The sequence below is a fragment of the Tsukamurella tyrosinosolvens genome (assembly GCF_900104775.1).
Taxonomy (GTDB): domain Bacteria; phylum Actinomycetota; class Actinomycetes; order Mycobacteriales; family Mycobacteriaceae; genus Tsukamurella; species Tsukamurella tyrosinosolvens.
Genome location: NZ_FNSA01000001.1, coordinates 295,479 through 306,652, shown reverse-complemented (window position 1 = coordinate 306,652; position 11,174 = coordinate 295,479). Strand labels below are relative to the sequence as shown.

Annotated in this window: 9 protein-coding genes and 3 tRNA genes; 6 read left to right on the top strand and 6 right to left on the bottom strand. The window is 65.2% G+C overall.

The features are described 5' to 3' along the window. On the top strand, positions 1 to 312 hold a 312-nt coding region (locus tag BLW32_RS01475), incomplete at its 5' end, for a hotdog domain-containing protein (RefSeq protein WP_302847084.1). 5 nt (positions 313 to 317) lie between these two features. On the opposite strand, the gene BLW32_RS01470 is transcribed toward BLW32_RS01475, so the two are convergent. Continuing rightward, positions 318 to 1,343 carry an AraC family transcriptional regulator gene (locus BLW32_RS01470; RefSeq protein ID WP_068526272.1) on the bottom strand — a complete coding sequence of 342 codons (1,026 nt, stop codon included), beginning with the start codon at positions 1,341 to 1,343 and terminating at the stop codon, positions 318 to 320. A 99-nt stretch (positions 1,344 to 1,442) separates the two neighbouring features. Between BLW32_RS01470 and BLW32_RS01465 the strand changes: the two genes are divergently transcribed. The 5 genes from BLW32_RS01465 (at position 1,443) to BLW32_RS01445 (ending at position 6,178) form a co-directional block, all read left to right on the top strand. Continuing rightward, a complete protein-coding gene (locus BLW32_RS01465; RefSeq protein WP_068526316.1) occupies positions 1,443 to 1,763 on the top strand; it encodes a 2Fe-2S iron-sulfur cluster-binding protein in 321 nt (106 codons plus the stop codon). 26 nt (positions 1,764 to 1,789) lie between these two features. Beyond that, entirely contained in the window at positions 1,790 to 3,181 is a 1,392-nt protein-coding gene (locus BLW32_RS01460) for a cytochrome P450 (protein ID WP_068526271.1), read from the top strand. Then, positions 3,178 to 4,377 carry an NAD(P)/FAD-dependent oxidoreductase gene (locus tag BLW32_RS01455; RefSeq protein WP_068526270.1) on the top strand — a complete coding sequence of 400 codons (1,200 nt, stop codon included), beginning with the start codon at positions 3,178 to 3,180 and terminating at the stop codon, positions 4,375 to 4,377. Before BLW32_RS01460 ends, BLW32_RS01455 begins: the two co-directional genes overlap by 4 nt. After that, the gene (locus BLW32_RS01450) at positions 4,374 to 5,045 is read left to right on the top strand and encodes a transglutaminase-like domain-containing protein (protein ID WP_068526269.1); all 672 of its coding nucleotides are present in this window, start codon (positions 4,374 to 4,376) and stop codon (positions 5,043 to 5,045) included. Before BLW32_RS01455 ends, BLW32_RS01450 begins: the two co-directional genes overlap by 4 nt. Positions 5,046 to 5,140: 95 nt before the next feature. After that, complete coding sequence (locus tag BLW32_RS01445; RefSeq protein ID WP_074850301.1) at positions 5,141 to 6,178, top strand: BtrH N-terminal domain-containing protein; 1,038 nt, start codon at positions 5,141 to 5,143, stop codon at positions 6,176 to 6,178. Positions 6,179 to 7,516: 1,338 nt separating this feature from the next. On the opposite strand, the gene BLW32_RS01440 is transcribed toward BLW32_RS01445, so the two are convergent. The 5 genes from BLW32_RS01440 to gyrA all read right to left on the bottom strand — a co-directional run bounded on the left by BLW32_RS01440 (position 7,517) and on the right by gyrA (position 11,172). Continuing rightward, positions 7,517 to 7,589 (bottom strand) — tRNA-Ala (locus BLW32_RS01440). 100 nt (positions 7,590 to 7,689) lie between these two features. Further along, a tRNA-Ala gene (locus tag BLW32_RS27335) sits at positions 7,690 to 7,773 on the bottom strand. A gap of 11 nt (positions 7,774 to 7,784) precedes the next feature. Continuing rightward, positions 7,785 to 7,861: transfer RNA gene (locus tag BLW32_RS01435), tRNA-Ile, on the bottom strand. Between the two features lie 53 nt (positions 7,862 to 7,914). After that, positions 7,915 to 8,643: a DUF3566 domain-containing protein gene (locus tag BLW32_RS28000; protein ID WP_068740351.1), complete on the bottom strand. Its 729-nt coding sequence runs from the start codon at positions 8,641 to 8,643 to the stop codon at positions 7,915 to 7,917. Positions 8,644 to 8,670: 27 nt separating this feature from the next. Continuing rightward, positions 8,671 to 11,172, bottom strand: coding sequence for a DNA gyrase subunit A (gyrA, locus tag BLW32_RS01425; protein ID WP_068526266.1), 2,502 nt, complete (start codon positions 11,170 to 11,172; stop codon positions 8,671 to 8,673). Between the last annotated feature and the right edge of the window lie 2 nt (positions 11,173 to 11,174).

The following is an 11,174-nucleotide window of genomic DNA, read 5'->3' as shown; positions in this document are numbered from 1 at the left end:
AGGGCCATCTCGGCCGCGTGCGACGACATCATGGGATTTACGCTGTGGATCGCCGGCACCCCGGCCGTCACGCGCACGTTGACGGTCAAGTACCGCCGACCGGTACCCCTCCACGTACCAGTACGCCTCACGGCGTGGATCGACGAGGACGCCGATCACACCCTGCACATCGGGGCGAGCGGGACCGTGGAGGGCGAGACCTACTTTTCCGCCACTAGCGAGTTCGTGAAAGTCGATCTCACGCACTTCGCGCGCTACGCCGACACCTCCACGGTAGACAGCTTTTTCGTCAATTTCCTCCGCGCGGACTGACCTGCTCAGATGCCCGGCGCTGCCCGCTGATTCGACGGTGCGCGGCGGAACTGAGTCGGGGAGCACCCGACCCACCGTGTAAATGCATGGGAGAAACTGGCGACCTCGGAGTACCCCAGTTCTGCGGCTATCTCGCCGACACTGATGCCGGGATCCAGCAGTCGCGCGGTGGCTCGTTCTTGGGCGAACTGCTGCCGCAGGCGACGCAGGGTGGTGCCCTCGGCGTGCAGGCGTCGCTTGAGTGTGCTCACCGATGTCGCCAGCTCCGCCGCGATACGAGCGCCGTCAGCGCGCGCAGGGTCAGCATCGAACTGTGCGCGGACCAGCTGCGTGTAGGAATTGGGCCTGCGCTGTTCGTAGACGCGTCGAAGCTCGGCGATACCGATCCGGTAGGCCACGGGGTCGGAGAAGCGGCACACGTCGTAGAGCACGGCAGCCGGTATATGCACGAACGCCGCGCGCGCGTCGAAAAGGATCCGATGGCCGATCTCACCCACGACGATCAGGTCTGCCGGCGCCTGGCATGTCAGATGAAGCTCCACGGAGGGGACGGCACCGGCGAGCATGTCCACCAACCGCAGGACAGCCAGACCACCGTAGGTGACGGCGAGACAATCGGTGCCGGGGCTATCTGTGCGCCCGGCCAGAGCGATCGTCAGTCCAGAGTCTCCGTGCTGGAACTCGGTGCTCAGCGCGGTCGATATCAGGGGCAAGAACCGAAGCAGTTGAACAACTTCGAGGACGGAACCCGCACTGACCAGCGGCAAACTGAGGGGGCCGAAAGAGGTCAGCTGGGCGTGCTCGGCGAACGCCACGCCCAACCGGAATCCCTGCTGGGCGTCCATCGCCGGATACACCTCGTGAAACCACCGGACAGGCACTTGGCCCTGTCGCGCAATGACGACCGCGAGATCGACGCCCTCGCGGGCCATGATGCGTCCGAACGCTCGCGTCTCCGCCGCGCCCAGGGCACCGCTGTCGAGGAGCTGCGCGAACGCTAGCGGCGGTATCCCCAACTCGACAAGGCTCACATGAGCCAATTTAACAAGACATCGCGACGTCCGAGCCTGGATCAAGCACATCTGCCGCGTGCACACTCACCTCTACGACCCACGAACAAGGAGGTGGCCATGGCCACGATCACTTACGTGACCCACGACGGCGAGGACTACCCCGCGCCGGTGACGCCCGGCAGGTCACTGATGCAGATTGCAGTCGACGAGGCGATACCGGGGATCGATGGCGACTGTGGCGGTGAGGCGGCATGCGGAACGTGCCACGTCGTCGTCGACAGCGCGTGGATCGACACCGTCGGACACAGCACAGACGTCGAAGAAGGCATGTTGAGTATGCACCCCGAACGTGAGGCCAACTCGCGACTGGCCTGCCAGATGACCGCCAACAACGAGTGGGACGGTCTGACCGTTCGCCTTCCCGAGTTCCAGTTGTGAACGTCTAAAGCGAAAGAGCAACATCTATGAGCATCTCAACTGCCCTCGCCGACAAAGCGCAGTCCATGATCCCGATCGATCTACAAATCCGTGGCGCCCACGTCTATGACAAGGCCCGCCGGATCGTCACCCGAACCGACGGCAAAAAGATCTTCACCGAGACCCCCATCCCGCCTGTCGAGGAAGTCGAACTCACCGACATCGATCTGAGCAACCCATTCCTCTACCGACAGGGCAGGTGGCGGTCCTACTTCGAGCGTGTGCGCAATGAGGCGCCCGTTCACTTCCAGCCCCGCAGTCCCTTCGGGCCGTTCTGGTCGGTCACTCGACATGCCGACATCATCGCTGTCGACAAGAACCACGACGCGTTCTCCGCCGAACCGTTCATCATCATCGGTCGGCCGCCCCGCTTCATGGACATCGCGATGTTCATCGCCATGGACCCGCCGCGGCACGACAAGCAGCGCGCCGCCGTCCAGGGAGTCGTCGCACCGAAGAACCTGCGCGAGATGGAGGGCCTCATCCGGTCGCGCGTCCGGGAAGTCCTCGACGAGCTACCGCTCGACGAACCGTTCGACTGGGTCCAGACCGTGTCGGTCGAACTGACCGCGCGGATGCTCGCGACATTGCTCGACTACCCCTACGAGCAGCGCCACAAACTCGTCCAGTGGTCGGATCTGGCCACGTCGATGGAGCAGGCCAACGGCGGACCATCAGACAACGACAAAGTTTTCCGCGAGATGGTCGCGATGGCACAGGGCTTGAGTGCGCTATGGCGAGACAAGGCCGCGCGGACCGCGGCAGGCGAGGAGCCTGGTTTCGACCTCATCACCATGCTGCAGAGCAACGAGGACACCAAAGACCTTCTCGACGACAGCCCCATGGAGTTCCTCGGGAACCTCGTGCTGCTGATCGTCGGCGGCAACGACACCACCCGCAACTCGATGAGCGGCGGAGTGCTGGCTCTCAACGAGTATCCCGACCAGTTCGAGAAACTCAAAGCCAATCCGGACCTGATCCCCAACGCGGTGTCGGAGATCATCCGGTGGCAAACCCCCCTGGCGTACATGCGCCGGGTCGCCAAGAAGGACGTGATGCTCAACGGTCAGTTCATCCGCAAAGGCGACAAAGTCGTCATGTGGTACGCCTCCGGCAACCGCGACGAGCGAGTGTTCGACCGCCCGGACGAGCTCATCATCGATCGGTCCAACGCTCGCAACCACATCGCGTTCGGTTTCGGCGTGCACCGTTGCATGGGAAACCGCCTGGCCGAATTGCAGTTGCGCATTCTCTGGGAAGAACTCCTCGAGCGCTTCGACGACATCGCGGTGGTCGGTGATCCGGAGTACGTGCAGTCCAACTTCGTTCGTGGGATCAGCAAGATGATGGTCCGTCTGACTCCCAAGCAGGAGACGTGAGCACTGATCGGGTCGTGATCGTCGGCGCAAGCCACGCCGGCGCACAGCTGGCGGCCAATTTGCGCAAGGAGAAGTGGGCTGGAGACATCCTGCTGATCGGCGACGAGGGCCGCCTGCCGTATCAGCGGCCGCCGCTGTCCAAGGCATACCTGGCCGGCGATTGCCATCTCGACGATGTCGCGATCCGAAGCCACCAGTTCTACGACAAGCAACGGATCCAGCTCGTCGACGGAACCGTAACCTCGATCGACCGTGCCGAACGAACCGTCACTCTCGGCAACAACGACGCGGTGTCCTACTCGAAGTTGGCCCTGTGCACCGGCGCTCGAGCTCGCGCACTGCCCGTCCCTGGGGCCGATCTGCCGGGCGTGCACTATCTGCGCACCGCCACCGACGTCGAGGCCATCCGCGCCGCCGCGGTCCCGGGTTCGCGGGTCGTCATTGTCGGCGGCGGGTACATCGGCCTGGAGACAGCGGCCTCGCTTCGAACCCTGGGTGTCGAAGTGACCGTCCTGGAGGCGGCAGGACGCGTACTCGAACGTGTCACGGCGCCCGTCGTGTCGGAATTCTTCGATCGAATTCACCGCGAGAAGGGTGTCGACGTACGGATCGACGCAATCGTCGAGGGGTTCCGCGGCGACAAACGAGTCGCCAGCGTTGTCCTCGCCGGTGGAGAAACGCTGGCCGCTGACCTGGTCATCGTCGGCGTCGGCGTCATTCCGAACACGGAGCTCGCAGCAGCTGCGGGCATCGACGTCGAAAACGGCATCCTCGTCGACGACCGCGCTCGTAGCAGCGATCCTGACATCGTCGCAGCCGGCGACTGCGCCAACCACCGAATCGAGCGGTACGGGAGACGTGTTCGTCTCGAGTGCGTGTCCGCAACAACCGAGCACGCCAAAATCGCGGCGGCCACAATCTGCGACAACACAACCGGTCGTGCCGCACTGCCGTGGTTCTGGTCCGACCAATACGACCTCAAACTCCAGATCGCCGGGCTCAACACCGGATACGACGAGGTGCTGGTCAGCGGCGACCCCGCCCATGGCCGCGACTTCACCTGCTACTATTTCTCCGCCGGAGAACTGATTGCAGCTGACTGCGTCAACAGACCCGCTGACTTCGTGAACGCCAAGCGCGCCATTGCACAACGAGCGCCGATCGTCAGGTCCGCATTGATCGGAGCGACCCCATGACCACATCACCGACAAACGCGGTCAGCCCGGCGGCGCTGACGGGTTCACGCTTCCTCGACATCGAGCACGCCACCGTCGCGACCTTCACACGCGAAGCCGTCGGCAACGCGACCACCGACAAAGACAAAGCTCGCCGCCTGTTCACCGCGGTACGCGACGCCATCCGCTACGACCCGTACACCGTCTCCAACGACCCAGAGCATTACCGGGCCAGCCACGTAATCGAATCCGGACGTGGATACTGCGTCCCCAAGGCCGTCGTGCTCACCGCCGCATTTCGCGCCGCCGGGATCCCAGCGCGGTTCGGCTTCGCCGACGTCCGTAACCACCTCCAAACGGGCACCCTACGTGAGCTGATGGGAACCGACGTCTTCGTCTATCACGGGTACAGCCACGTCTACATCGACGGACGGTGGCTCAAGGCAACACCCGCGTTCAACTCGGAACTGTGCGCACGGTTCGGAGTTGCCCCGATCGACTTCACCGGCGACAGCGACGCGTTGCTCCACGCTCACTCCGCGGACGGCTCAACACACATGGAGTACGTCCGCGAAAGAGGTACGTACAACGACCTGCCTCTCGACAACATCCTGGCGGCTCTCAAACAGGCCTATGGCCCTCTGATATTCACGCAGCGTGCGACGCCACTAGATGCATTCCACGCCTAACCCGACCTGCCTCAGTCGTCGGCCGGCAATCGACTCTACGAACAAGATCCGCACCGCCTCAACACAGGAGACTCGTGTCAGTGTCCGGCCCCTCGATGATCGACCCCTACCCGCACCGAATGGGCGGCCACTGTGGGTCCGGTGCGATGCGAGACCTCATGGAGTGGACCGGGCTCGGTTTCGACGGCCCACCCGATGAGGGCCTCGTCTTTGCCCTCGGCGGAGCCCTCTCCCTCACCTACATTCGATCAAGCGCGCTGATGCCACCCGTGTACTTGGTCGGACGAGGACCTGATTTTGAGGTGGACCTCCCCCGCCGTCTGGGCGGCACCGTCGAGGTGCTTGCCACCGACGACCCGGCCGAGGGTTGGGAGAACCTTCGTGGCGAGATCGATCAGGGCCGCCCTGCACTGGTCTGGGCGGAGATCGCAGAACTCCCCTATCTGCGGGTCCAGTTGCGCATGAGCCGCCACGACATCGTGGTAGTCGGCTACGACGAGACGCAAGGCATCGCGTACATCGCCGACAACGATCGCGAAGATCTTCAACGCGTCCCACTGGACGCACTCGCACGCGCGCGCCGCTCGACCTCCTTCCCGGAGCCAACCCGACACACGCAGTTTCGTATCAATTGGCCACAGACGCCGCCTTCAATTATCGAGGTGGCCGCACAGGCATTCGCGCAATCCGCAGCGAGCCTGAGCACCCCAGGCGCATCGACGATCGCCGGGCCCGCAGAACATGGGTCACACGGCCTCGACGCGGCCAGCGCTCTCGCATCCGACGTCTGCAGCTGGGGAGCCCTGTCCACCGACGACCTCGAGATGCACTTATTCAGCCTCGGCGCCTTCATCGAGAAAGCGGGGACCGGCGGTGGCCTCTTCCGCCGACTGCTGGCACAGGGCTGCGATGAAATCGCACGCCTCACCGGCGATCACGCAACCGCCATCCTTGCAGCCAACGCCCACCATGCGGCGACATCCTGGACTGCAGTCGCACGCGCAGCAGTACAGAAGGATCACGCCTCATCCGAGCGGCTCCGATCCGTCACAACCCTCGCGGCAGCTCTACCCGAGGCGGAAGCGACTCTGGAGGCGTCACTGCGAAAGGCCGCAGCATCCTTGTCAGGCTAACCGGGCCAGTCGCGGGAAGTCCGCGAGTAGGGCGCTAAGCAGGGCCGCCGCGTTCACACAACGCACGCAGGAGCACCACCGTGAGCAGGACGCCGGTTCCCGCTCACCTGGGTCCTGATCCGTCGTGGCGATCTGTCGACACGCTGCGAGCCATCGCCGTCGACGCCATAGACGGTGCGTCGGGGCGATGCGACGGACGACTGGCGGATCCGGTCGTACAAGTCCCCCATCGTGGACCGCGGCCGACGAGGCCGATGGCCAGGTGATGCTCGAACACGGCCTCGAGGGGCGTGGTTGCCAAGCGCCTGTCCTCGCGCTCTTACCGGCCCGGTGAGCGCTCCCCCCGACTGGATCAAGCAACCGTTGCGGGTCAGCGCAACGGTTGTGGTCCCCGGGGTGGATCGGGACACCGGGAGATCTCGAATCACTGCTCGCTCGCAGCAGTACACCCCGCCAGCGGGTGGCTATGTCAAGTTGGTCTGGCTCCAACCAGGGCGGTGTGATTTGGCCCCGACTGTAGGCGGGTGGCCGCGTTTGGTCGTAGGTTCGTGGATGTGGATGGGGAGGATGATCTGCAGATGCCTTCTCGGCGGACGGTCGTTGTCCCGTCAGGGTGGGATCGGGCTTCGGTGTGCGCGTATGCCGAGCATGTGATCGCTCGGGATACCGGGGCTTAGCAGTCATCTGTGGGTGCGGGTGAAGTTGCTTGAGGAGCAGCAGCTCGAGGATCTGACGTCGCGGTGGTCGGTGTCGTATGTGGTTCACCGGCACCGCAAGGCGTTGTCGATTGTCACCGATCCGACACAGTCAGGCCCGAGGGCGCCCTAACTTGGTTGTGGTGGTGTCGGCTGCGAGGGGATCGGTAGAGGCGGTGTTCGCCGTCTGAGTATCACGGGCATCGTCGTGGATGGCGCGCATGGGAGGATCGGTTTTGAGGCTGATTCCTCCACTGAGTAGCGGTGCGATATCGAGTGCTCTGACTAGGTTTTATGCGCTCTGGCAGATCAGGGCCTGTGAAGCGGCGGGGAGGACTTGGAGGTGTTCGCGGAGCACCGTCGACAAAACGCGGTGAAGACACAGAGCGCGGCGTCCAGGAACGCCTCACGTCGGCTTCGTCGGCGAACGTCGGCCTCCACACATCGATACGTACGCTGCGTCGGAGCCATGACGCCACAATAGTCACCCCGCGCACCCGCCACCATCACGGACTCGCCGGACCAGCCTCATGGCCAGTCAAGCATTTCGTCATCTGCTGGACCTCCCAACGCTCAGAACCCCCGGGGCCGGCGATCCGGGGGGGGCTCCTAGCTGACAGCAGTCAGAAACTCATCATATCTGTGGAGGCTAGGGGATTCGAACCCCTGACCCTCGCCTTGCAAAGGCGATGCTCTACCAACTGAGCTAAGCCCCCGTGTGTGGTTGTGCACCCGCTGCTGGGCACCGTCCCACCGCCAAACTACGACCTCGTGACGGACATGTCCACCACAGCATCCCTGCTGGTCAACCCCTTACCAAGCCTGTCAGCTGGAGATAATGATCGAACTCCTGACATCCGCCTTGCAAAGGCGGCGCTCTACCAACTGAGCTAAGGCCCCGGGAGGGGGTGTGGTGGGCCTAGGAGGACTTGAACCTCCGACCTCTTCGTTATCAGCGAAGCGCTCTAACCGCCTGAGCTATAGGCCCGTGAACCGAGGTGGAACATTACCAGCGCACCTCGGGTTCTACAAAACTGCTGGTCAATCCCTATCGGAGAGGGTCACCTCGATGCCGCCCACGAGGTCGGCGCAGAGGTTGTAGATGAACGCGCCGACGGTGGCGAGCGCGGTCAGCAGGATCACGTTCGCGAGGCCGGCGAGACCCGCGTAGGTGAAGACGTTGCCCGCCGTCAGGAGGCTCACGCCCGCCTGCTCGTTGGTGAGCGTCTGGAAGCTGTCGTTGATCTTGCTCCACACGCCCATGCCGCTGAGCACGATGTACAGCACGCCGACGGCGATCATCCACACGAAGAACAGCACCACGGAGACCACGCCGGTGAGCTTGAACGTGGTCCACGGGTCGATGCTGCGCAGCTGCATGCCCGCCCGCACCGGGCCGCCGCCGGCGGCCTGAGTCTTCACGCCCGCCGCCCGGGCGGGAGCGCCGCCCACGGTGTGCAGGTTCGACGGTGCCGCCTCCCCCGCCGGGGCGGCCGGGCCAGCCGGCTCGGTCGGTGCGACCGGTGCCGCCGGAGCGTCGGCGGCCGGCTGGGCCGGGACCGGCACCGTCGGCGCCGCGGCCGGAGCGACCTGATGGATCTTGTCGAGGTCCGGCAGGTTCTTCGGCAGCTCGTCGCGCTCCACGCCCTCGGTGGGCGCATCGATCACGCGGCCGACGTCGGTGTCGCGTCGCGGGATCCGGACGGGCTGCCGGCCCGCCTCCGGTCCGGACTCCGGCGGCTGGCCGGATCCGGTTCCAGGGGTACTCACATGCGCTCCTTCGTGCTCCGCGGCGGCTTATGCCTCGCCGTCCGCCTGCTCGGGTTCGTCGCTCTCGTCGGCGTTGCGGGCGATGGCCAAAAGACTAGTGCCTTCGGCCAGGTTCATCAGCCGGACGCCCTTGGTCTGGCGGCCCGCCTTGCGGACCTGCCGCGCCGCGGTGCGAATCACACCGCCGCCCGACGTGATGGCGTACAGCTCGGTCTCGTCGTCGACGATGAGCGCACCCACCAGGTCGCCGCGCTTCGGGTCGAACTGAATCGTCAGCACGCCCTTGCCGCCACGCCCCTGGACAGGGTAGTCGTCCATCGCCGTCCGCTTGGCGTAACCGCCCGAGGTCGCGACGAGCAGGTAGGTGTCGGCCTGGACCACGTTGAGCGCCAACAGCTGATCGTCGCCGTTGAACCGCATGCCCTGCACACCGGAGGTTGCGCGGCCCATGGGACGCAACGCGTCGTCGGTCGCGTGGAAGCGGATCGACTGGGCGTTCTTGCTCACCAGGAGCAGATCGTCCTCGGAGGAGGCCAGCACCGCACCCACCAGCTCGTCCTCGTCGCGCAGGTTGATGGCGACGATGCCGCCGCTGCGGTTCGAGTCGAAGTCCTCGAGCTTGGACTTCTTCACGAGGCCGTTCTTGGTGGCCAGGATCAGGTAGGGCGCGTCGTCGTAGGCCTTGATCTGGATGACCTGGGCGATCCGCTCCTCCGGCTGGAAGGCCAGGAGGTTCGCCACGTGCTGGCCGCGGGCGGTGCGGCTCTGCTCGGGCAGCTCGTACGCCTTCGCGCGGTACACGCGACCCTTGGTGGTGAAGAACAGGATCCAGTCGTGGGTGGAGCACACGAAGAAGTGCGCGACGATGTCGTCCTGCTTGAGATCCGCGCCCTTGACGCCCTTGCCGCCGCGCTTCTGGCTGCGGTACAGGTCCGTCTTGGTGCGCTTGGCGTAGCCGGTCTCCGTGATGGTGACGACCACGTCCTCGCGGGCGATGAGGTCCTCGTCGGTGACGTCGCCGTCGGCCGCGATGATCTTGGTGCGTCGGTCGTCGCCGAACTTCTCGACGATCTCGCCGAGCTCGTCGCGGACGATGGCGCGCTGGCGCTCCGGCCGGTCGAGGATGTCCTTGAGGTCCGCGATCTCGAGCTCGATCTCGGCCAACTGGTCGATGATCTTCTGCCGCTCGAGGGCCGCGAGGCGGCGCAGCTGCATGTCGAGGATCGCGTTGGCCTGCAGCTCGTCGACGTCGAGGAGCTCGATCAGGCCGGCGCGGGCGATCTCGGTGGTCTCGGATCGCCGGATGAGGGCGATGACCTCGTCGAGGGCGTCGAGCGCCTTGACCAGGCCGCGCAGGATGTGGGCCCGCTCCTCGGCCTTGCGCAGCCGGAACCGGGTGCGCCGCACGATGACGTCCAACTGGTGCGTCACGTAGTAGCGGATCATCTGGTCCAGGCGCAGGGTGCGCGGCACCCCGTCGACGATGGACAGCATGTTCGCGCCGAAACTGGTCTGCAGCTGGCTGTGCTTGTAGAGGTTGTTCAGCACCACCTTGGCGACGGCGTCGCGCTTGAGCCGCACCACGATCCGCATGCCGACGCGGTCCGAGGACTGGTCCTCGATCTTGCTGATGCCGGCGATCTTGCCGTCGCGCACCTGCTCGGCGATGGACAGCACGAGGTTGTCGGGGTTGACCTGGTAGGGCAGCTCGGTGATGACGAGTTCCGTTGCGCCCTTGGAGTCCTCCTCCACGGAGACGACGCCGCGCATCCGGATGGAGCCGCGGCCGGTGGAGTAGGCGTCCTTGATGCCCTGGCTGCCCACGATGAGGCCGTACGTCGGGAAGTCCGGTCCCTTGATCCGCTCCATGCAGGCCTCGAGCGTCGCCTCGGAGTCGGCCTCGAAGTTGTCCAGGCACCAGAAGATCGCGTCCGCGAGCTCGCGCAGGTTGTGCGGCGGGATGTTGGTCGCCATGCCGACGGCGATGCCGCCGGAGCCGTTCATGAGCAGGTTCGGCACGCGCGCGGGCAGCACCGTCGGCTCCTGCGTCTTGCCGTCGTAGTTCGGCGAGAAATCGACGGTCTCCTCGTCGATGTCGCGCAGCATCTCCATCGCGAGCGGCGTGAGGCGGGCCTCGGTGTAACGCATGGCGGCCGCGGGATCGTTACCCGGCGAGCCGAAGTTGCCCTGCCCGTCGATCAGCGGGTAGCGCAGCGACCAGGGCTGCGCGAGACGCACGAGGGCGTCGTAGATCGCGCTGTCGCCGTGGGGGTGGTAGTTGCCCATCGTCTCGGCGACGGGCTTGGCCGACTTCACGTAGCTGCGGTCGGGCCGGTAGCCGGCGTCGTAGGAGGCGTAGAGGATGCGGCGCTGCACCGGCTTCATGCCGTCGCGCACCTCGGGGAGGGCGCGGCCGACGATGACGCTCATGGCGTAGTCGATGTAGCTGCGCTGCATCTCCTGCTGGATGTCGACCGGTTCGATCCGGTCGTGGCCGCCGGTCTCGGCGGGCGGGGTGGTGTCAGTCATGG